Origin of the sequence: Streptomyces scabichelini, from assembly GCF_011045015.1 — a bacterium.
Lineage (GTDB): Bacteria > Actinomycetota > Actinomycetes > Streptomycetales > Streptomycetaceae > Streptomyces > Streptomyces scabichelini.
On sequence record NZ_JAAKZY010000009.1, the window covers coordinates 82722 to 103842 of the forward strand.

The following is a 21121-nucleotide window of genomic DNA, read 5'->3' on the forward strand; positions in this document are numbered from 1 at the left end:
GGGCGCCTCCTGAGCGGAGAGGTGCCCCACCCGGCCGATCCATGTCACACCTTCTGCCCGTTGCCGCCGCCGCCCGCGGCCTCCTTGATGCCCTTGGTGATCTCGTCGATGACGGACACCTTCGGGGCCTCGGCGCTCGCGTCGATGCCGAAGCGGACGATCACGAGCATCTCCGGGTTGGCGGGGGAGGGGAAGGCGAGCGACTCGACATAGCCGTCGTCGCCCTTGCTCGTGACGACCTTCCAGCGGACCATGTAGCCCTTCTCGCCCGCCACGGTCACCGCTTTCGAGGCGAGTTCGTCGCGCGAGGTGATCTTGCCGTAGGTCGCGCCGCCGTACGACTCCTGGGCGTTCTTGGAGATGTCCTCCTTCGCCGCCGACTCGGCGGTGGTCGCCTTGATCTCCAAGGCCACGGCGGGCGCCGAGTTGGCCCCGCCGCGCACGCACTCCTTCGATGTGTCGCCCGGGCACTTGTACGTCCCCGTCGACACCCCGGCGCCCCCGACCTGCCCGGACTGGCCGGTCCAGCCGTCGGGCACGGGGATGCTGATGCCGCTGAGCGCGTCGGTGGCGTAGCCCTTCTCGGTCTGCGGTGGCGAGGGCTGCCCTGGACCCCCGCTCTCGCCGTCGTCCGGGCCGCCCTGACCGCCGCCGTCCTGCCCCTGAGGTCCCGGCAGCGTGGGTGCCGTCCGGGCGTTGTCCTGATTGCCGCCGCCCGAACCGTCGTCGGCGGTCAGGGCGTACACCCCGCCGCCTATGCCCGCGAGGACCGCCACCGCCGCGGCGATCGCCAGACCTGTGCGCAGTCGGCGGCGCGGGGTGTCGGGCAGCGAGCCCGGATACGGTCCGCCGGACGGCGGGTACGCCGGGGGACCCCACGCGGCCGACTCGGCGGGGCGCGTCTGCTCCGTCCATGTCCTTCCGTCCCACCAGCGTTGGGTGGCCGGACCGTCATTTGTCTGCCCGGGGTCGGGGTACCAGCCGGGAGGAGTCACCTGGGTCATGGACCCCACCGTATGAGCCTCGTGTGAAAGCGGGATGAGAGGATCCCGGCTCACGTCCCACGAGCACCCGCCGCACCGGCTGTTCCGAAGCCCGCGGTCCGGGCGGTTCCCGCCTGCCCCGCGGTGAAACTCGGCTTCCTGTCACGGCTGTTGACGCTCCATGGCTCTCACCGGGCCTGGTCGGCGGCGCGGCCCGTCGCCTCTCGTCCGCGGCTGTCACCCGTCCCGGGAACAGGTGGCCCGACGAGCCGCCATGGCGGCTTCCTGAGGACTAGGCTCATGGCCTGTACGTCGTTTGGGCGACCTGGGGAGGTAGCGGGATGACGGAGGCACGGCCGGGAACGGCCGCCTCGGCTCCCCTCTGGGAGCGCGACGCGGAACTCTCCGCGATCGCGGAAGCCGTCGACGCCCTGCGGGCCGGCCCGGGCGCGGGCAGCGTACTGCTGTTGAGCGGCGAGGCCGGCATCGGCAAGACCGCACTGCTCGCCGAGGCCCGCCGGATGGCGAAGAACCGCCGCTGCACGGTGTGGTCGGCGCGCGGCGGCGAGACCCTCACCTCCGTTCCCTTCAATGTCGTACGGCAGTTGCTGCAGCCCGCGCTCGTGTCGCTCATGCCGGACGAGGCGCGCGAGTACTTCGGCGACTGGTACGACATCGCCGGACCCGCCCTCGGCATAGCGGAACCGGGTGCGCGCCAGGCCGACCCGCAGTACGTGTGCGACGGACTGGTCGCGGCGGTGCGCCGGCTCGCCCGGCGCGAGTGGCCGCTGGTGCTGCTCGTCGACGACGCGCACTGGGCCGACCAGGAGACCCTGCACTGGCTGGCCGCGTTCACGGAACGCCTCGACGACCTGCCCGTCCTCGTCGTGGTCGCCCGCCGCCCCGCAGGAGTCACCGGCGAGAGCGCCCGCCACCTCGACGCGATCGGCGCCACGGCCCGAGCGGCCTCCACCCTGCGCGCGCTGACCCCGGACGCCACGGCCGGGCTCACCCGCGCCACGCTCGGCGAACACGCCGACACCCCGTTCTGCCGCGAGGTGTGGGCGGTCACCGGCGGCAACCCGTACGAGACCGTGGAACTCCTCGCCAAGGTCCAGGACAGCGATCTGCAACCCGTCGAGGGCTCGGCCACCGAACTGCGCGCCCTGAACCGCTCGGCGCGCGGCCGCGGCCTGGTCGACCGTCTCGAAGGGCTCGGCGTCGACGCCACCAGGCTCGCCTGGGCGGCCGCGGTCCTCGGCACCCAGATCTCGCTCGACATCGCGGCCGAACTCGCCGGGATGCCGCTGGACGAGGCGCAGCGCTGCGCGGACCTGCTGAGCGCGGCCCGCATCCTCACCGGGGCCGACCGGGCGAGCGGCCAAGTGACCGGCAACGACCTGGAGTTCGTCCACCCGCTGATCGCCAGTGCCGTCTACCGCTCGATCCCCGACGGCCTGCGCACCGCGATGCACGGCGTGGCCGCCTCGGTCGTCACCGCGTCGGGCCTCGGCGCCGCGGCGGCCTCCCGCCACCTCCTGGAAGTGCACCCGGACGACGACCCCGACCTCGTACAGCAGATGCGCGAGGCCGCCCGCGAACACCTCGCCGTCGGCGCCCCGGAGGCGGCCCGCCGCTGTCTGGAGCGCGCCCTGCTCGAACCCCCGCTGCCTGAGGTCCACGCGCGCGTGCTCTACGAGTTGGGCTGCGCCACCCTCCTCACCTCGCCCGCCACCACGATCCAGCACCTGCGGGAGGCGCTCACCCTGCACGGCCTGGAGAGCGACCTCCGCGTCGACGCCGTCTGCCGCCTCGCACAGGCGCTCGTCCACAACGACCAGCTGGAGGAGGCCCTCCGCACGATCGACGAGGAGGTCGTCCGGCTGAAGCCCGGTCCCGAGCGGATGCGCCTTCAGGCCGTGCACTACATGTGGGAGGGCTTCCACGCCGACGAGCAGGACGCGCCCGGCCGCTCCCGCCGCCTCGCCGAACTCGTCAGGCCGCTGACCGGCCGCGACAACGCCGAGCGCGCCCTGCTCATCCTGCGGGCCTTCGACGCGACGACCCGGGGAGAGAACGCCGAGGAGGTCGTCGAACTGTGCGACCGCGCCCTCGTCAACGGCCGCCTCGCGCCCGGTCTCGGCTGGACCGACCCCGAGTGGAGCTTCGAACTCCTCATGATGCTCGGCCTCGCGTACACGGCCGCGGACCGCCTCGACCGCGCCGAAAGCCTCTTCTCGGAGGCCCAGCGGGCGTACGAGACCGCCGGGTGGAGCGGCGGCCACCTGGCCCTCGCGTACGGCTACGGCGGCTATGTGCACCGCAGACGGGGCCGGCTCAAGGACGCGGAGGACTTCCTGCGCAAGTCGCTGCTGCTGGTCGACCGTGTGGGCCGTGGTCTGCCCATGCACTGGCTGGTGGTCTGCATGCTCATCGACACGCTGCTCGCCCGCGGTCATGTCGACGAGGCCGAGGACATCGCCGAGCGCTACGCCTTCCAGCCGCCCCACCCGTCCACGAGCACCACTCCCGACACCCACTCCATGCGCGGCCGCCTCCTGATCGCCACCGGGCGCGTCGAGGAGGGCATGAACGAACTGGAGGTCGCCGAGAAGATGGCCGCCTCCCGCGGCGGCCACAACACGGTGATGGCGCCCTGGGCAGGAGACCTCGCCCGGGCGCTCGCCGCCTCGGACCCGAGGCGCGCCGCGGAGGTCGCGGCCGAACTCCGCGTCCAGGCCGAACGCTTCGGCACCGACACGGCCATAGGAGAGGCCCTCCGCTGCGCCGCCGCCCTGGAGACCGGCCAACGTGCGATCTCCCTGTACGCCCAGGCCGTCACGTACCTGGAGGCGTCACCCTGCTCCTACGAACATGCCCTCGCCCGCGTCGAGTACGGCATCGCGTCCCGCTCCGTCACCGAACTCGACCACGGCCTCACCCTGGCCCGTTCCTGCGGCGCGGACGGCCTGGTGGCCCGCGCACAGGAGGCGCTGGACACGCTGCGCTGACCGCTGCCGGCCCGGTTACTTCTCCAGCAGCCGGTCCGTGACCGCCTCCAGGCGCTTCCACACATCATGGTCGTACGCCTGCGAGTGCGCCTGCGAGGGACTGGTGCCGTCGAAGTAGCGGCCGGTGGCGTCTTGGCCCGACTCCCCGGTGGCCAGGGCCAGTACGCCGGCCGCTCCGTCGGCCACGGTGGACCAGGGTTCGACATCGGCCTCGCGGACCATCGTGGTGTCCATGAAGGTGGCGGGGTGCAGCACGTTCACCGAGACACCGGTGCCCGCGAGTTCCTCGGCGAGGGCGAAGGTGTGTGCGGCGAGGGCGAGCTTGCTGCGGCGGTACGCCAGCACGCCGTCGTAGTCCCGCGTCACCTCGATGTCGTCGAAGTCCAGGGGCTGCTGGCCCGCCGAACCGACGTTGACGATCCGGGCGGGGGCGCTCGCGCGCAGCACGGGCAGCAGGGCGCGGGTGAGCGCGACCGGAGCCAGGTAGTTCACCGCCAGCCGCAGCTCGTGGCCGTCGGCGCTCTCCTCGCGCCCGCTGCCGGGGACGCCGAAGCCGACGCCCGCGTTGTTGATCAGCACGTCGAGGTGGGGGTGGGCCTTCGCGACCCGCGCGGCCAGGTCGCGCACCTGCGCGAGCGAGGCCAGATCGGCGACGAAGCCGTACGCCTCCCCCTCCGTACGCAGCTCCTCGACCAGCTGCTCCGTGCGGCTCGGGTCGCGGCTGTGTGCGAGGACGGTGTGTCCGGAGCGGACGAGTTCGAAGGCGACGTGACGGCCGAGGCCGGAGGTCGCACCGGTGACAAGAACTGTGGCCATGCCTCCACCCTAGGCAGGGTTGTCTCGCCCCCGTCACCCCGCGTCCTCGTCCTCCTCGGAGAGAACCCGCTGGGCCACCGCGAACGCCGAGTTCGCCGCCGGGACGCCGCAGTACACAGCCGTCTGCAGCAGCACCGCACCGATCTCCTCGGACGAGAGCCCGTTGCGACGGGCGGCACGGACGTGCATGGCCAGCTCGTCGTAGTGACCGTGCGCGACCAGCGCGGTAAGCGTGATCAGGCTGCGTTCGCGGCGCGACAGCGTCTCGTCCGTCCAGATCTCGCCCCACGCGTAGCGCGAGATGAAGTCCTGGAACCGGGCGGTGAACGGGGACTGCCGGGCCTGGGCGCGGTCCACATGAGCGTCGCCGAGCACTTGTCGGCGTACCTCCATCCCGCGCTTCGCGCCACCGTCGAAGTGCGCGCGCAGAGCGGTGAGTACGGCCTCCGGCTGCTCGGCGGGAGCCAGATGCGAGGCGCCCGGGATCTCGGTGAGCGCGGCACCGGGCACCGCGTCGGCGATCTCCCGCAGATGAGCGGGCGGGGTCGCCGGATCCTCACGGCCGGCGACGAGCAGGGTGGGCGCGGCGATCCGCGGCAGCCGCTCACGGAGGTCGAAGGCCGCGAGTGCGTCACAGCAGGCGGCATACGCGTCGGGGTCCGCCGTACGGTGATCCTCGACCAGCTCCGGAACGGTGAAACCAGGCGTGAACCAACGGGAGTTCGCGTTCGCCGCAAGCCCCGCCAGCCCCTCCGCGCGGACGAGCGCGGCACGCTCCTCCCACGGCTTGGAGCCGTTGAAGTGAGCCGAGGAGCAGATCACGGCGAGGCGGTCGACCCGCTCCGGGTGGTACGCCGCGAGCTGCAGCCCCACCGCGCCGCCGAGCGAGACACCGGCGTACGAGAAGCGGCCGATGCCGAGCGAGTCCGCGAGTGAGAGGACCAGTCCGGCCAGCTCGGCGACGGTCGCGCCGGGCCCGATCAGGCCGGCGGGGGAGCCGCCGTGGCCGGGGAGGTCCCAGCGCACCACGCGGTGGGTGAGGGAGAGTTCCGGCGCGACCTTGTCCCACAAGGCTGTCGAGGTGCCCAGGGACGGGCCGAGCAGCAGCGGGGGAGCGGTGGCGGGTCCCTCGGCGCGGTGGTGCAGCTGCTTACCGGTCGGCTGCTTACCGGTCGACTGGTTACCGGTCGGATGGGTGGTCAACGTCGCTCCAGAGCACGGTCGGTGAGGGCTCCCGCGGAGCCCGTGTACTGGGTCGGGTCGGTGAGGGCCGCGAGGTCGAGTTCCTTCAACTCGGGCTCTTCGGTGAGGAGTTCGAGGAGCGGCCGGTTCTCGGCGTTGGCCCGCTCGGCGGCCCGCGTGAGCAGCTCCTTCGCACGGGCGCGGCCGAGCACCGGCGCGAGTTCGGCGGACAGCCGCTCGGAGACGATCAGGCCGTGCGTGAGGTCCAGGTGGGCGCGCATCGCCTCCGGGTGCACGCGGAGGCCTTCGGTCAGCTCGGCCGCGTCGCGCGCCGCGCCGCCGACCAGGCGGAGCAGATCGCGCAGGGGTTCCCACTCGGCGTGCCAGGCACCCGCGGGGCGTTCGTCCTCGGCGGCCAGGGAGCCGTACAGCGTCGCGGCGAGCTGCGGCGCACGGCGGGCCGCGGCGGCGATCAGCGTGGCGCGCACCGGGTTCGCCTTGTGCGGCATCGCGGAGGAACCGCCGCGGGAGCCCTCGCTCAGCTCGCGGATCTCCGTACGCGTGAGGGTGAGCACGTCCGCCGCCGTCTTGCCGAGGGCGCCCGCTGTGAACGCCAGGGCTCCGGCGAGATCGGCGACCGGGGTTCGGAGGGTGTGCCAGGGCAACACCGGGGTGGCGAGGCCGAGTTCACGGGCGTACGCCTCGACGAGCGCGCCGGTGTCCGAAGCGCCGTACGCGGTGAAGGCCGCCAACGTGCCCGCCGCGCCCCCGAGTTGGGCCGGGAGCCCGTCGCGTACGGCCTGGACGCGGTCCCGTGCGTCCAGCGCCAGGGACCGCCACCCCGCGGCCTTGAGACCGAAGGTCGTCGGCACCGCGTGCTGCGTCAGCGTCCGCCCGGGCATGGCTGTGTCCCGGTGCTCACGAGCGTGCCGGGCGAGCGCATGCTCCGTACGGGCCAGATCCGCCAGGACGAGGTCCAGTGTCCGCGCGGCCACCAGCATCATGGCTGTGTCCATGATGTCCTGGCTGGTCGCGCCCCGATGGACGTACGGGGCGTACTCCTCATCCACCGCGCCGACCGCCGCGGTCAGATCCGCGACCAGCGGGATCACCGGATTGCCGCCGGCCCGCGCGCGCAGCGCGAGGTCATGGACGTCGAAGCGCGCCGCGTCGGCAGCCGCGTCCACTGCCGCGGCGGCGTCCGGAGGCGCGAGGCCGAGCGACGCTTGCGCACACGTGAGCGCCGCCTCCGCGTCCAGCAGCGCCTGGAGGAAGGCGGTGTCGCCGGTCGCGGACGACGCGGGGGAGCCTGCCCACCCGGGGGCGAGCAGGCTGTCGGTGTGGCCGAGGGTCACTGGAACTCCAGGAAGACCGTTTCGCCTTCGCCCTGAAGGCGGATGTCGAAACGGTACGTGCGCCGCTCGCCGGGTTGTGCGACCAGCGTGGCCCGGCGCTCCGCGGGCAGCGAGTCGAGCAGCGGGTCCGCCCCGTCCGCGAGATACGCCCGCGTGTACAGGTGGTGCAGCAGACCGCGCGCGAACACGCACACGCTGATGTACGGCAGCCCGGCGTTGCCCGGCGGCAGCGTGTACAGCGCGTAGTGCCCGTCCGCGTCCGTGGCGACCCGCCCGAAACCGGTGAAGTCGGTGCCGTTGCGGCCGAGGTAGCCGCCGGTCACCGGGTTACGGCGCATCGAACCGGGGGCGCCCTTGAGGGAGCCGTCCGGAGCCGCCTGCCAGAACTCCAGGATGGCGTCCGGGACCGGCTTGCCCTCGCCGTCCCATACGTACCCGTGCAGGGTGATCTGGTCGGGGTGCCCCTTCGGCGCCACCTGCTCGCCCTCGGGGAAGGGCAGCGCGTACCCGTAGAAGGGGCCGACGGTGTGGGAGGGGGTGGGGAGGACTTGCCCCGTGGTGTTCTCGGTCATGCTCAGCGACCTTCCTCGATCCAGGTGGCGGAGGGACCGTCGAGAACGATGTCCCACTCGTAGCCGAGCGAGAACTCGGGTTGCGAAAGGTCGTGGTTGTACTGCGCGACCAGACGGCTGCGGGCCGACTCGTCGGTCACCGAGCGCAGGATCGGGTCGTACGGGAACAGCGGGTCGTTCGGGAAGTACATCTGTGTCACGAGCCGCTGCGTGAACGCCGAGCCGAACATCGAGAAGTGGATGTGCGCGGGCCGCCACGCGTTGGTGTGGTTGCGCCACGGGTAGGCGCCCGGCTTGATCGTGCGGAAGAAGTACCGGCCCTGATCGTCCGTCAGAGTCCTTCCCACACCGGTGAAGTTGGGGTCGAGCGGCGCCGGGTGCTGGTCGCGCAGATGCGCGTAGCGGCCCGAGGCGTTGGCCTGCCACAGCTCGATGAGCTGGCCGCGCACCGGGCGCCCGTCCCGGTCGAGCAGCCGTCCGGAGACGGTGATGCGCTCGCCGAGCGGCTCGCCCTGGTGCTGCACGGTGAGGTCGTTGTCGATCTCGGTGATGTCGGTCGGACCGAACACCGGACCGGACAGCTCGACCGTCTCCGGGTCGCCCCCGTTCACCGCGACCAGCGGCTGCTTGGGGTGACGCAGCACCGAGCTGCGGTACGGGGCGTAGTCGCGCGGCGGGTGGTGCTGGACCGGGGCACCGCCGGCGACGGCTTTGTCGTACGCGTTCTGGAGGTCGTTGATCTCGACGTCGATGTCCGACTGGGTGAGCGTCATGAGGATTCCGATTCCCTACGGGTCCTGAGTGGTCTTAGCGTTCGAGGACGAGGGCCAGGCCCTGGCCGACGCCGATACAGAGGGTGGCGACGCCAACTCCCGAGCCCTTGCGGGCGAGTTGATGGGCGACGGTCCCGGCGAGCCGGGCGCCCGAGGCGCCCAGCGGGTGGCCGAGCGCGATCGCGCCGCCCTGAGGGTTGAGGACCGCCGGATCGAACTCCGGCCACTCGGCGACGCAGCCGAGTACCTGCGCGGCGAACGCCTCGTTGAGTTCCAGAGTCGACAGATCGGCAAATCCCCTGCCTGCCTTGGCGAGGGCGCGGTTGACCGCTTCGACGGGGGCGAGCCCGAAGTAGTGCGGGTCGATAGCGGAGACGCCGGAGGCGGAGACGCGGGCGAGCGGCTCGCGGCCGGTGGCCCGCAGGCCGTCCTCGTCGACCAGCAGCAGCGCCGCGGCCCCGTCGTTGAGCGGGGAGGCGTTGCCCGCCGTCACCGTCCCGTTCTCCTTGCGGAAGGACGGCTTGAGTTTCGCCATGGCGGCGAGGGACGCGTCTGCGCGTACGCATTCGTCGGTGCCGAAGACGACCGGGTCGCCCTTGCACTGCGGGATCGACACGGGGGCGAGCTCGGCGTCGAAGGCGCCCGCGGCCTGGGCTGCGGAGGCCTTCTGGTGGGAGGCCAGCGCGAACTCGTCCTGCTGCTCCCGGCTGATCTTGTGCTTCTCGGCGATCAACTCCGCGCTCTCACCGAGCGGGACGGTCCACTGCGGGTCCATCTTCGGGTTGACCATGCGCCAGCCGAGAGTCGTCGAGTACAGCTCGGTGTGCCCGGCCGGGAAGGGCTTGTCGCTCTTCGGCAGGACGTATGGAGCACGGGTCATCGACTCGACGCCGCCGGCCAGGGCGATGGAGGCGTCGCCGAGCGCGATGGCCCGCGCGGCCTGGATGACGGCTTCGAGGCCGGAGGCGCACAGCCGGTTGACGGTCACGCCGGGCACGGAGGTGGGCAGGCCCGCGAGAAGGGCGGCCATGCGTCCGACGTTGCGGTTCTCCTCGCCCGCGCCGTTCGCGTTGCCGAAGTACACGTCCTCGATCCGGGACGGGTCCAAGTCGGGCGTACGAGCGAGGAGTTCACGGATGGCGTGCGCGCCGAGGTCGTCCGGGCGTACGCCTGCCAGCGAACCGTTGTACCTGCCGAACGGGGTGCGGACGGCATCGACGATGTAGACGTCCTTCATACGGTCTCCTCCGGAGTGCGAACCTTCGCGGCGGTCTTCGCGACGATCTCCTCGGTCTCGACACCCGGCGCGGTCTCCACCAGCAGCAGACCCTCGTCCGTCACGTCCAGCACCCCCAGATCCGTGATGATCCGGTTGACGCACGTCTTGCCGGTCAGCGGCAGCGCGCACTCCTCCAGGATCTTCGGGCTGCCGTCCTTGGCGGTGTGCGTCATCACGACGATCACCCGGCGGGCGCCGTGCACCAGGTCCATGGCACCACCGATGCCGGTGATCAGCTTGCCGGGGATGGCCCAGTTGGCGAGGTCCCCGCGGGCGGACACCTGCATGGCGCCGAGTACGGCGACGTCGATGTGGCCGCCGCGGATCATCCCGAAGGAGAGGGAGGAGTCGAAGTACGAAGCGCCGGGCAGGACCGTGACGGTCTCCTTGCCGGCGTTGATGAGGTCCGGGTCGACCTGGTCCTCGGTCGGGTACGGGCCGGTGCCGAGGATGCCGTTCTCGGACTCCAGGATCACCTCGACGCCGGGCGGGAGGTAGTTGGGGATCAGCGTCGGCAGGCCGATGCCGAGGTTCACGTACTGGCCGTCCGCCAGCTCGCGCGCCGCGCGGGCGGCCATCTCTTCACGCGCCCAGGCCATCAGGAACTCACCGTCCGCTGCTCGATCATCTTGGCGCTCGCCTGCTCCGGAGTCAGGGCGATCACCCGCTGCACGAAGATCCCCGGCAGATGCACCGCGTCCGGATCGATCTCGCCCGGCTCCACGAGTTCCTCGACCTCGGCGATCGTCACCCGCCCCGCCATCGCGGCCAGGGGATTGAAGTTACGGGACGACTTGTTGAAGACCAGGTTCCCGTGCCGGTCGCCCCGCGCGGCCCGTACGAGGGCGAAGTCGGTGCGGATGCCGTGCTCCAGCACATACTCCGTGCCGTCGAACTCGCGGACCTCCTTGGGCGGCGAGGCGAGCGCGACGCCGCCCTCACCGTCGTACCGCCAGGGCAGTCCGCCGTCGGCGACCTGGGTGCCGACGCCGGCCGGTGTGTAGAAGGCGGGGATCCCGGCCCCGCCGGCCCGCAGCCGCTCGGCCAGGGTGCCCTGCGGGATCATCTCGACCTCCAGCTCACCGGCCAGGTACTGGCGTGCGAACTCCTTGTTCGCGCCGATGTACGACCCGGTGACACGAGCGATGCGGCCCGCCGCCAGGAGTGTCGCGAGCCCCGACTCCATCGCCCCGCAGTTGTTGGAGACCACGCTCAGACCGGAGACCCCGCGCTCGTACAGAGCCTGGATCAGAACATTCGGCACACCGCTCAGCCCGAAACCACCCACCGCGAGCGACGCGCCGTCCGGCACATCGGCCACCGCCTCGGCGGCTGTGGCGACCACCTTGTCCATCCGTGAAGCCCCATCTCTTTCGAGCGGCCAGCTCCCTTATTGCTCAGGGCACTGACTATTTCTGCGAGGTTGCCCTCACGCTGCCATCCGGTGATGCGGTCGTCAAGACCTCATACGTACGGGCAGGTGAGATGGCCGGCGCTCGCGGGCAGACAGCGGTATGGCGTGAGCGGTATTGTTCAGTGCACCGACGAATCCGAGGAGCACACATGGCCGCGGTGGACCTCACCACCCACCCCGGGCACCTGGCCCGGCGGCTGCAGCAGGCGCACTACCTGCTGTGGAACACGATGGTCTCCGAAGAGATCACCTCGCCGCAGTTCGCGGTCCTGAACGCGCTCGTCGCCGAGCCGGGCCTGGACCAGCGCACCGTGGGGGAGCGGGTGGGCCTGGACCGGTCCACCATCGCCGAGGTCATCAGCCGGCTCAGCCGCCGCGGCCTCCTCGACAAGGTGCGCGACCCGCAGGACGGCCGCCGGTTCCTGCTCCGCCTCACGGACGAGGGAACGCGCACGCACCGCAAGCTGACCGTGCGGACGGCCCGTATGAACCAGGTCTTCCTGGCTCCCCTCTCCGCCGATGAGCAGGCCGTGTTCTTCGATCTGCTCCAGCGGGTGTCGGATGCGGCGGAAGGGCTGCGTAATCCGGGGGAACCGCTCGTCACGCATCGCTGAGGCCCGTGCGAACCGTGGCGGCTTCGTCGCCGTCACGCCTTCGCGAACACCACCCACACCTGGCCGCGTGCGAACGTCATCGGGTTGCCGTCCGCCGTCGTGAACTCCGTTCCGTCCGTGGCCGACGGGCGCTTCCAGTCGACGTCGAAGGCGCGGCCGTCGCGCAGGACCTTCGCCGTGCCCGAGCCCACGGTCTCGGTGTACGGGGTGTTGTTGCCCAGGAAGTCCTTGAACCGGGACTCCCGGATCTTCACGTACTGCACGACCACCGTCGAGGCGGCCATCTGCGGTCCGTCGGTCGTCGCGGTCGGCCTGCCGTCCATCGACACCAGCCAGCGGTCCCGGCTCTCCGACCAGGTGAAGGTGAAGCGGGCCGCGGGGAAGCGCACGGTGTGCGAGGTCTCGGCCTTGCCGCCGGCGGGCAGCGCGCCGTACTCGAAGCCGGTGGTCAGCGCCTCCGCTCCGGGTGCGGACTCCAGCAGCCGCTCGGGGCGCAGATACAGGTTGTACGGGGCGGGCTTGTCCGTGCCCCGGTAGTACGCCTTCGACTCCTTGCCCGGCGGCACCGCGTTCACGGGAGCATCGTCGATCAGCGGCAGTAGCTTGCCCTGTGCCCCGGAGAAGGCGAGTGTCGGCTCGTCGAACTGGCGCAGCAGCTCCAGGTCGGACTCGCGCGCGCTGCGCACCGGGCCGATCGCCTTCGGCAACTTGGTCGCGTACACCGCCATCAGCCGGCTGAGGCCGCCCTCCACCTGCTCGGCGTAGACGATGTCCGCCGCGTCGATGCCCGTCTGCGGCCGGGCCTGGCTCGCGTTGTCGATCTTCACGGCGAGCACCGAACCGGCGGTGCCCGGCGGGCTGCCCCCCGGGTCGGGCCCGCGGTCGTCGTCGACCGCGCCGGGCGTGCAGCCCGCCATCAGGGCGGCCAGCAGCGCCGCCGCCATCGCGATGCGTCCCGTCCGCCCCGTCCGCCTCATGCCCACGATGTCCACCATGCCCCGTTTCGTCACTTTTCTCGTTTTAGATTCAATCAGGTCATACCCAAACCGCCAAGGTCGAAGGTGGTTCACTCGGCCAAGCAGGTAGGTCAAGCAGGAAGGCCAAGCAGGCAGTGGGGGCAGGCGGGGCGGTGGCGGTCTCAGCCTCGCGGTCCCAGGATCTCCGCGAGGTTGTAGCGGACCGGTTCCTCCAGCTGGGCGTACGTGCAGCTCTCGGGCGTCCGGTCCGGGCGCCAGCGGCGGAACCGGGCCGTGTGCCGGAAACGCTGCCCGTTCTCCATGTGGTCGTACGCCACCTCGCACACCCGCTCCGGCCGCAGCGGCACCCAGGAGAGGTCCTTCTTGCCCGACCAGCGGCTGGGCGCACCCGGCAGCCGTGCCGTTTCATGCGCGGCCTCCTCCGCCCAGGCCGCCCACGGATGCCCCTCCGCCGACTCCATGCGCAGCGGCTCCAGCTCCCCGACCAGCTCCTCGCGCCGCTTCATGGAGAACGCCGCGGACACCCCCACGTGCTGCAACGTCCCCGTGGCGTCGTACAGACCGAGCAGCAGCGAGCCCACGACGGGTCCGCTCTTGTGGAGGCGGTACCCCGCGACGACCACGTCCGCCGTGCGCTCGTGCTTGACCTTGAACATCAGGCGCTCGTCCTGCCGGTACCGCAGCGTGAGCGGTTTGGCGATCACCCCGTCGAGGCCCGCCCCCTCGTACTGCTCGAACCACCGCCGCGCCACCTCGATGTCCGTGGTCGCCGGCGCCACATGGACGGGAGCGGTGACGTCCGCCAAGGCCCTCTCCAGCAGCGCGCGCCGGTCGCCCATCGGCACGTCCACCAGCGACTCGTCGGCGAACGCGAGCAGATCGAAGGCCACGAACGAGGCCGGGGTCCGCTCCGCGAGCATCCTCACCCGGGACGCGGCCGGGTGGATCCGCTCGGTGAGCGCGTCGAAGTCCAGCCGCCCGTCCCGCGCGATCACGATCTCGCCGTCCATCACACAGCGCCCCGGCAGCCGCTCCCGCAGGGCCTCCACCAGCTCGGGAAAGTACCGGACCAGCGACTTTCCCGTACGGCTGCCGATCTCGACCTCGTCGCCGTCACGGAAGACGATCGCCCGGAACCCGTCCCACTTCGCCTCGTAGTGCATGTCAGGGGGAATCGTCGCGACAGCTTTGGCGAGCATGGGCTTCACGGGTGGCATCACCGGCAGATCCATGCTTCGATTCTGCGCCGCTATGGTGTGATTCGCTCGGTATGCGAGGAATACGCGGTACGCCTACCGTGGCTCGCATGGGTGACGCGGTGGAGCTGGAGGTGGGCGGGCGGACCGTGCGGCTGTCCAGCCCGGGGAAGGTCTTCTTTCCGGAGCGTGGCCTCACGAAGCTGGACCTCGCCAGGTACTACCTCACCGTCGGCCCCGGCATCCTCCGCGCCCTGCGCAACCGGCCCACCACCCTGGAGCGCTACCCGGAGGGCGTGACGGGCGAGTCGTTCTTCCAGAAACGGGCGCCCAAGAACATGCCCGACTGGATCCCCACCGCCCACATCACCTTCCCCAGCGGCCGCAGCGCCGACGAGATGTGCCCCACGGAGGTCGGTGCCGTGGTGTGGGCCGCCCAGTTCGGCACGCTCACCTTCCACCCCTGGCCGGTGCGCCGCGACGACGTCGACCACCCCGACGAGCTCCGCCTCGACCTCGACCCCCAGCCCGGCACGGACTACGCCGACGCCGTCCGCGCCGCCCACGAACTGCGCGCCGTACTCCACGAGTTCGGCGGACTGAAGGGCTGGCCGAAGACATCCGGCGGCCGGGGTCTGCACGTCTTCGTGCCGATCCAGCCGCGCTGGACCTTCACCCAGGTACGCCGCGCCGCGATCGCCGCCGGACGCGAACTGGAACGCCGCATGCCCGACCACGTGACCATCGCCTGGTGGAAGGAGGAGCGCGGCAAAAAGATCTTCGTGGACTACAACCAGACGGCCCGCGACCGCACGATCGCCTCCGCCTACTCCGTACGCCCCCGTCCCCAGGCCCCCGTGTCCGCGCCCCTGCGCTGGGAGGAGGTGGCCGTCGCCGTGCCCCAGGACTTCGACCTGGTGTCGATGCCCGAGCGCTTCGCCGAACTCGGCGACGTCCACGCGGACATGGACGACCACGCCTTCTCCCTCGAAGGCCTGCTGGAACTCGCCCGCCGCGACGAGCACGATCACGGTCTCGCCGATCTGCCGTACCCGCCCGAGTATCCGAAGATGCCGGGGGAACCCAAGCGGGTACAGCCGAGCCGGGCGAAGAAGGCGGCACCTCCACCGGAGGTGCCGCCCGCGGAACCTACAACTCCTTGATCCGGATGTCCCGGTACGAGATCACATCCGTCGTGCCGTGCACCTGCAGTCCGACATAGCCGGAGGCGAACCGCCGCCCGTCCGTGCCCGGGTCGTCCGAGCGGGGCGGAGTGAAGTCCTGGCCGCCGGTGTTGTCGAACTCGTTGATCAGCACGCCGTTGCGGTACACCGAGTAGTGCTGGTCGACCACGCGGATCTCGTAGTCGTTCCAGGTGCCCTTCTGGGTGACGCCCGCACCGGCCAGGCCCACGCGGTCGAAGCCGTAGACCGAGCCCGACTTGTACATGTCGCCGTCCGGACGGTCGTTGATCTGCAGCTCATGCCCGTACTTGATGGCGACCCACTCCGGACGCGACTCCTCCGGGTGGTCGTGGACCCACGGGAAGCGGGCGAACACACCCGCGTTGGCGTTGCCGGTGCCCGGCGCGTCATCACGCCACTGGAGCTTCAGCGAGAAGTCGCCGTACTTGCGCTCCGGGAACCACAGCATGCCCATGCCCGACACCGTGGTGCTGCTGGTCATCGAACCGTCCGCGTTCACCGCGAACCTGCCGCCGCCGACCTGCTGCCACTTCCCGAACGACTCCTCGGAGCCGTCGAAGATCGTGCGGTAGCCCTCGGTCTGGCCCGGCTTGCCGATGCCCGACTGCTTGGCGGCCTTGGTGATCAGGTTGTACTCGCGCTGAACGATGACGCCGTCCTTGAGGAGCGCGTCCAGGACGGTCTTCACGTGCTTCAGGAAGAGGGCGTGGGACGTCCACTCCTTCTCGTCCTCGATCAACTCGTTGATCCGGCACCGGCTGTTGGTGATCCGGTTCGGCACACCGGTGTCGACCGTGCCGACGATGACCGTCAGCCGCTCGTCGTACTCGGCGCAGGCCGGCGCGGGCACCCCGCCGCCCGGGGCGACGGTGAAGCTCACCGTCCGGGCGTCGGACGTGTTGCCCGCCTTGTCGCTCGCCCGGTACGCCACGTTGTGCGCGCCCGCGCGGTCGACCACGACGGGCGTGGTGTACGCGAGATACGGCCCGCCGTCCAGGGAGTACTCGATCGCGGCGACCCCGGAACCGCCGTGCTCGTCCGTCGCGGTGACCGTCACCTTGGCGCTGTTGATGTAGGCGCCGGAGGAGTTCTTCGAGCCCTCGACGCTCACGCCGGTCACCGGGGGAGTCCTGTCCTCGGTGGGCGGTGCGACGACCTTGAACCCGACCGACTTCTCCGCGGCCACGTTGCCCGCCTTGTCCGTGGCCCGGTAGCGCACCTTGTGGGTGCCCACCTCGTGGACCATCACCGGAGCCGTGTACGGCTGCCAGGCACCGGAGTCGCCGAGCGCGTACTCGATGGTGTTGACGCCGGACCCGGTGTCGGAGGCCGTCACGGTGACGGTCGCCATGGAGACGTACTCCCCTTGCGGGTTCTGCTCGCCGCTCACGGACGCCGAGGTGTCCGGGGCAGTCGTGTCGTCCGACGACGGCGGCACGACCGTGAACTCCTCCGTCTTCTCGGCCGACATGTTCCCGGCCTTGTCGACCGCCCGGTAGCGCACCTTGTGGCTGCCGACCTGGTCGATCACCACGGGCGTGGTGTACGGCTGCCAGGCGCCCGCGTCACCGATCGCGTACTCGATCCGGTCCACGCCCGAGCCTTCGTCGGTCGCGCTCAGCGCCACCGTCGCCGAACCCACGTAGGCGCCGTCCGAGTTCTGCGAACCGGTCACGTCCGCCGAGGTCTCCGGCGCGGTCGTGTCCTCGCCGGTGCCCTCGCTGACCACGAGGATGCCCTGCATCTGACCGTGGCCCGGGATGGTGCAGTAGTAGCGGTACCGGCCGGGCGTCAGCGTCACCTCGGCCGTGTACTTGCCGCCCTGGTCGTCGTTCGGATTGGCCAGGATGTTGAGCGGGACGTCGTTGTTGTACTCCGGGTCGGAGACGTCGAACGTCAACGTGTGCGGCATCCCTGTGGTGTTGCCGGTCGCCACGCTGTTCTCGAAGACGATCGTCGTCGTCCCCGCGACCGCGTTGGCGGGCACCGACAGGTACTTGTCGATGTCGTTGCCGGCCGTCCACGTCAGCGTCTGCGCGGCCGCCGCCGGTGGGGCGGCACCGGCACCGTCGGGCTGCCCGGACGCCGACGTCGACGTCAGCCCGAGCACCATCAGCAGTGACGCCAGCAGAGCCGTCCACAGACGTGCGGCTCTTCGCCTGTGTATGCGTACGCCCATCACTGCGCCTCCCTGGCCAGCTGATCGGCGGCCGGCGTCGGAGCGCCGCCCTTGTAAGTGACCTGCCACAGCGCCGACTTGGCGTCCGAGGTGAAGAAGCCACGCCCGTAGTCGAGGGCGTACAGCGTGCCGTCCGGGCCGAACTTCCAGTCCATGAGGTTCTTGATGCCGTCGTTGCCGATGGGGATGATCTTCTTCAGCGACTCGGCGTGCACCGGAATGCCGCCCTGACCCGCCGTCTTGGGGTCGAGGAGCACCGCGTGCCGCGGCTGGTCGCCGTCGTAGAAGTCGCCGACGAACCACTTGCCGTCCCAGTACGACGGCCACTTCCCCTCGTTCGCGGATGCCGCGTCGTAGCGGTAGACGGGCCCGTTCATGGCCGCCTGGCCGCCGCCCTTCAGCCACGGCAGCAGGAACTTCTGCTCCTCCGCCTTGTACGACGGGACGCCGTTCGCGTCGCGCGGGAAGTCCGGGCCGCCGCCTGCGGGCGAGTACCAGATGGTGTTCCCGGTGACCGGCGGCAGGTTGACGAGACCGTTGTTGTTCGGCGACTCGTTCTTCGGGGCGTCACAGTCGTACCAGCCCAGCGGCTTCGTCGGGTCCGGCAGATTGCGATCGCGGTACGGCTGCTTGTTGCCCATGCAGTACGGCCAGCCGTGGTTGCCCGGCTTGGTGATCGCGGCGAACGTGTCGTACTTCGCCGGGCCCCAAGTCGTCGACGGTGCAGAGGCGTCCGGGCCGACCCAGCCCGCGTGCAGCGTGTCCGTCTTCTTGTCGATGGAGATGCGCGCGGGGTTCCTGACGCCCATCACATAGATCTCGCCGCGCGTCTTGCCGCCGCCCTCGTCGGTCTCCTTGCCCGTGAAGAGATTGCCCTGAGGGAGCGTGTACGTCCCGTCGGGCTCCGGGTGGATGCGCAGGATCTTCCCGTTGAGGTTGTTGGTGTTGCCGGATGTGCGGCGCGCGTCGGCGAACGACACACCCTTGTAGTTGGGCTGCGGGTTGTTGCCCGAGTAACCCTCGCTGAACTGGCTGGAGTTGTTGTCACCCGTCGCGATGTAGAGATTGCCCTTGGAGTCCCACGCCATGCCGCCGCCCGAGTGGCAGCAGCTGTGGATCTGCACCGGCCACTTCAGCAGGACCTTCTCACTGCTCAGGTCCAGCTTGTTCGTGGCCTGGTCGAGCGTGAAACGGGAGACACGCCGCTCGGCCATCCGTGTGTCGCGGTTGATCTGGGAGTGGGGCGTGTAGTGCAGATACACCCAGCCGTTCTGCTGGAACGCCGGGTCCAGCTCGATGCCGAGCAGGCCTTCCTCGACCTTGATCAGCTCATCGCCGCCGCCCTTGTTGCCGAACACGCTCAGCGCGCCGGCCAGGGTGACCTTCTTGGTCTTCGGGTCGTAGAGGTGGATCTCGCCCTTGCCCTTGCCGATGTCGGGGTTGTTCCAGTCCGTGACGACGGGCTGCGAGGAGTCCGCGCCACCGCGGCCGATGTAGAACACCCGGCCGTCGGGCGCGGTGACCAGGCCGTGCGGCTCACCGATCTGGTCGTTCTGACCCGGCTTGTTGGGCTGGGTCAGGCGCTCCGCCTTGTAGTTGGCGTTGATCGCGGCCTTGCAGTCGGCCCGTACGAGCCGCGTCGTCCACAGCAGCGCGCCGCGCAGATGCGCACGGAAGTCCACTTCGTCGTACGAGGAGGCCGTGCCGCCCATGCCCGTGTAGAAGGAGCGTCCGCCGTCGTAGTCGCGGCACCAGGACACCGGGTGGTCCGCGCCGTTCTTGCTGGCGCCCGGCGTGTACGTCGACTCGCGCACGCGTGCCACGGTGTGCACGTCGCCCGACGGGTTCTTGACCCAGTTCAGCCACTCGTCGGGGCGCTTCCACTGGAGCGGGAGGTCCTTCGTGGCCGGATGCTGCCGGTCGCCGACCTCAACGGTCGCCCGCTGTACGGACGTCGGGCTCGACGCGGCGGGACGGGCGCCGACGAGTCCCGTGAACCAGTCCGAGTACGGCTCGGCGCGGGCCGCGTCATGGACGCCGAGGAAGCCGCCGCCCGCCTCCATGTACGCCTCCAGGCCGGCCTCCTGCTCCGCGTCCAGGACGTCCCCGCTGCCGGTCAGGAAGACGACGCCGTTGAAGCGGCCGAGCTTCGTCTCGTTGGTGAAGACGGAGGCGTCGTTCGTGGCCTCCACCTTGAAGCGCTGGTTCGCCGGTCCTGACAGCCCGATCTCCTCGATCGCCTCGATCCCGGCGTTGACGACAGGAGACTCGTCCCCGGCCCCCGCGGAGCCGTAGAAGATCAGCACGCGTACGTTGGCACCGCCGGGCGGCGACTTGATCGACATCGTTGTCATCGGCGGGTCGGGTGCCTGGCGGGCGCTGGCGGTTCCGCCCGAGAGCAGGCCGGCAGTGACGAACCCGGCGGTCATGACGGCCGCCCAGGCCCGTCTCTTCGACCGTCTGTTTCTGGTCAACTCTCTTAAGTGCGGGGATCTTTGGTGCGATGTGAACCGCATGGGGTCATCCACTCCTCGTCGGTCACGCAACAGCGCCAAGGAAGCTAGACCTCTTTGCTCGGCTCGCCAATAGGTACGACCGGAATGCCACGAACTTTGTCCTGAGTGTGGATAAACGAGAGCCGTACCGCTACCGTCTCACCGGTTCATCTCCGTAAATTCCGTACCAGGGTGGGGGGTTCGGCATGGACAGACGCGGCTTCAACCGGCGGGTGCTGTGGGGCGGTGCGGCCGTCGCGACATCGTTGTCGCTGGCTCCCGAGTCCGTCGGCGCGGCCGAGGTGCCGGTGAAGACCGCTCCGGCCGGCGGCGAGGTGAAGCACATCAAGCTGTACGCCGAGAAGCTGGCGGACGGTCAGATGGGCTACGGCCGTGAGAAGGGCAAGGCTTCGATCCCCGGCCCGCTCATCGAACTCAACGAGGGCGACACGCTGCACATCGAGTTCGAGAACACGATGGACGTGGCGGTGAGTCTGCACGTCCACGGCCTCGACTACGAGATCACCAGCGACGGCACGAAGCAGAACAAGAGCGACGTCGAGCCCGGCGGGACGCGTACGTACACCTGGCGCACGCACGCGCCCGGCCGTCGCAAGGACGGCACGTGGCGCGCGGGCAGCGCGGGCTACTGGCACTACCACGACCATGTCGTCGGCTCGGAGCACGGCACCCAGGGCCTCCGTAAGGGGCTGTACGGTCCGGTGATCGTTCGCCGGAAGGGCGACATCCTCCCGGACGCGACCCACACGATCGTCTTCAACGACATGCTGATCAACAACAAGCCCGCGCACAGTGGCCCCAACTTCGAGGCGACGGTGGGCGATCGCGTCGAGTTCGTGGTGATCACGCACGGCGAGTACTACCACACGTTCCACATGCACGGTCATCGCTGGGCCGACAACCGCACGGGGATGCTGACCGGCCCCGACGACCCGAGCCAGGTGCTGGACAACAAGATCACGGGGCCGGCCGACTCGTTCGGCTTCCAGGTGATCGCGGGGGAGGGTGTCGGGGCGGGGGCCTGGATGTACCACTGCCATGTCCAGAGC

17 protein-coding genes are annotated in these 21121 nt (G+C 70.5%); 4 read left to right on the top strand and 13 right to left on the bottom strand.

Annotated elements, in window-relative coordinates:
* Positions 1-44: 44 nt before the first annotated feature.
* Positions 45-1004 (bottom strand): DUF2510 domain-containing protein, encoded by a 960-nt coding sequence (locus tag G5C60_RS04985; RefSeq protein ID WP_165254940.1) that lies wholly within the window; start codon positions 1002-1004, stop codon positions 45-47.
* A 320-nt stretch (positions 1005-1324) separates the two neighbouring features.
* On the opposite strand from G5C60_RS04985, the gene G5C60_RS04990 reads away from it, so the two are divergent.
* Positions 1325-3994: an ATP-binding protein gene (locus G5C60_RS04990; RefSeq protein WP_165254941.1), complete on the top strand. Its 2670-nt coding sequence runs from the start codon at positions 1325-1327 to the stop codon at positions 3992-3994.
* Between the two features lie 15 nt (positions 3995-4009).
* On the opposite strand, the gene G5C60_RS04995 is transcribed toward G5C60_RS04990, so the two are convergent.
* Genes G5C60_RS04995 through G5C60_RS05030 form a run of 8 tightly spaced genes read right to left on the bottom strand, consistent with a single transcriptional unit; the run spans position 4010 to position 11325 of the window.
* On the bottom strand, positions 4010-4810 hold the full coding sequence (locus G5C60_RS04995) for an SDR family NAD(P)-dependent oxidoreductase (protein ID WP_165254942.1): 801 nt from the start codon (positions 4808-4810) through the stop codon (positions 4010-4012).
* A gap of 33 nt (positions 4811-4843) precedes the next feature.
* The gene (gene pcaDC, locus G5C60_RS05000; RefSeq protein ID WP_241266515.1) at positions 4844-6013 is read right to left on the bottom strand and encodes a bifunctional 3-oxoadipate enol-lactonase/4-carboxymuconolactone decarboxylase PcaDC; all 1170 of its coding nucleotides are present in this window, start codon (positions 6011-6013) and stop codon (positions 4844-4846) included.
* Positions 6010-7347 (bottom strand): 3-carboxy-cis,cis-muconate cycloisomerase, encoded by a 1338-nt coding sequence (gene pcaB, locus G5C60_RS05005; protein WP_165254943.1) that lies wholly within the window; start codon positions 7345-7347, stop codon positions 6010-6012. The genes pcaDC and pcaB overlap by 4 nt, the downstream gene beginning before the upstream one ends.
* A complete protein-coding gene (gene pcaG / locus G5C60_RS05010) occupies positions 7344-7919 on the bottom strand; it encodes a protocatechuate 3,4-dioxygenase subunit alpha (protein WP_165254944.1) in 576 nt (191 codons plus the stop codon). Before pcaG ends, pcaB begins: the two co-directional genes overlap by 4 nt.
* A gap of 2 nt (positions 7920-7921) precedes the next feature.
* Positions 7922-8692: a protocatechuate 3,4-dioxygenase subunit beta gene (gene pcaH, locus G5C60_RS05015; RefSeq protein ID WP_165254945.1), complete on the bottom strand. Its 771-nt coding sequence runs from the start codon at positions 8690-8692 to the stop codon at positions 7922-7924.
* Positions 8693-8726: 34 nt separating this feature from the next.
* Entirely contained in the window at positions 8727-9929 is a 1203-nt protein-coding gene (locus tag G5C60_RS05020) for a thiolase family protein (protein WP_165254946.1), read from the bottom strand.
* A complete protein-coding gene (locus G5C60_RS05025) occupies positions 9926-10570 on the bottom strand; it encodes a 3-oxoacid CoA-transferase subunit B (RefSeq protein WP_165254947.1) in 645 nt (214 codons plus the stop codon). Before G5C60_RS05025 ends, G5C60_RS05020 begins: the two co-directional genes overlap by 4 nt.
* Entirely contained in the window at positions 10570-11325 is a 756-nt protein-coding gene (locus G5C60_RS05030; protein ID WP_165254948.1) for a CoA transferase subunit A, read from the bottom strand. Before G5C60_RS05030 ends, G5C60_RS05025 begins: the two co-directional genes overlap by 1 nt.
* Before the next feature lie 209 nt (positions 11326-11534).
* Between G5C60_RS05030 and G5C60_RS05035 the strand changes: the two genes are divergently transcribed.
* Entirely contained in the window at positions 11535-11999 is a 465-nt protein-coding gene (locus tag G5C60_RS05035; protein ID WP_165254949.1) for a MarR family winged helix-turn-helix transcriptional regulator, read from the top strand.
* 32 nt (positions 12000-12031) lie between these two features.
* Here G5C60_RS05035 and G5C60_RS05040 read toward each other — a convergent pair whose 3' ends face one another.
* Both G5C60_RS05040 and G5C60_RS05045 read right to left on the bottom strand, forming a co-directional pair.
* A complete protein-coding gene (locus G5C60_RS05040; RefSeq protein WP_165254959.1) occupies positions 12032-12976 on the bottom strand; it encodes a DUF3048 domain-containing protein in 945 nt (314 codons plus the stop codon).
* A gap of 161 nt (positions 12977-13137) precedes the next feature.
* Positions 13138-14208: an ATP-dependent DNA ligase gene (locus G5C60_RS05045; RefSeq protein WP_165254950.1), complete on the bottom strand. Its 1071-nt coding sequence runs from the start codon at positions 14206-14208 to the stop codon at positions 13138-13140.
* Between the two features lie 74 nt (positions 14209-14282).
* On the opposite strand from G5C60_RS05045, the gene ligD reads away from it, so the two are divergent.
* Positions 14283-15335, top strand: a complete 1053-nt coding sequence (gene ligD, locus G5C60_RS05050) for a non-homologous end-joining DNA ligase (RefSeq protein ID WP_165254951.1) — start codon at positions 14283-14285, stop codon at positions 15333-15335.
* Here ligD and G5C60_RS05055 read toward each other — a convergent pair.
* The gene (locus tag G5C60_RS05055; protein WP_206439099.1) at positions 15322-17556 is read right to left on the bottom strand and encodes an OmpL47-type beta-barrel domain-containing protein; all 2235 of its coding nucleotides are present in this window, start codon (positions 17554-17556) and stop codon (positions 15322-15324) included. The genes ligD and G5C60_RS05055 overlap by 14 nt on opposite strands.
* Complete coding sequence (locus G5C60_RS05060) at positions 17556-19985, bottom strand: ThuA domain-containing protein (RefSeq protein WP_165254952.1); 2430 nt, start codon at positions 19983-19985, stop codon at positions 17556-17558. Before G5C60_RS05060 ends, G5C60_RS05055 begins: the two co-directional genes overlap by 1 nt.
* Before the next feature lie 272 nt (positions 19986-20257).
* Here G5C60_RS05060 and G5C60_RS05065 point away from each other — a divergent pair.
* Positions 20258-21121, top strand: an 864-nt coding sequence (locus G5C60_RS05065) for a multicopper oxidase domain-containing protein (protein WP_165254953.1), incomplete at its 3' end; no start/stop codon positions are given.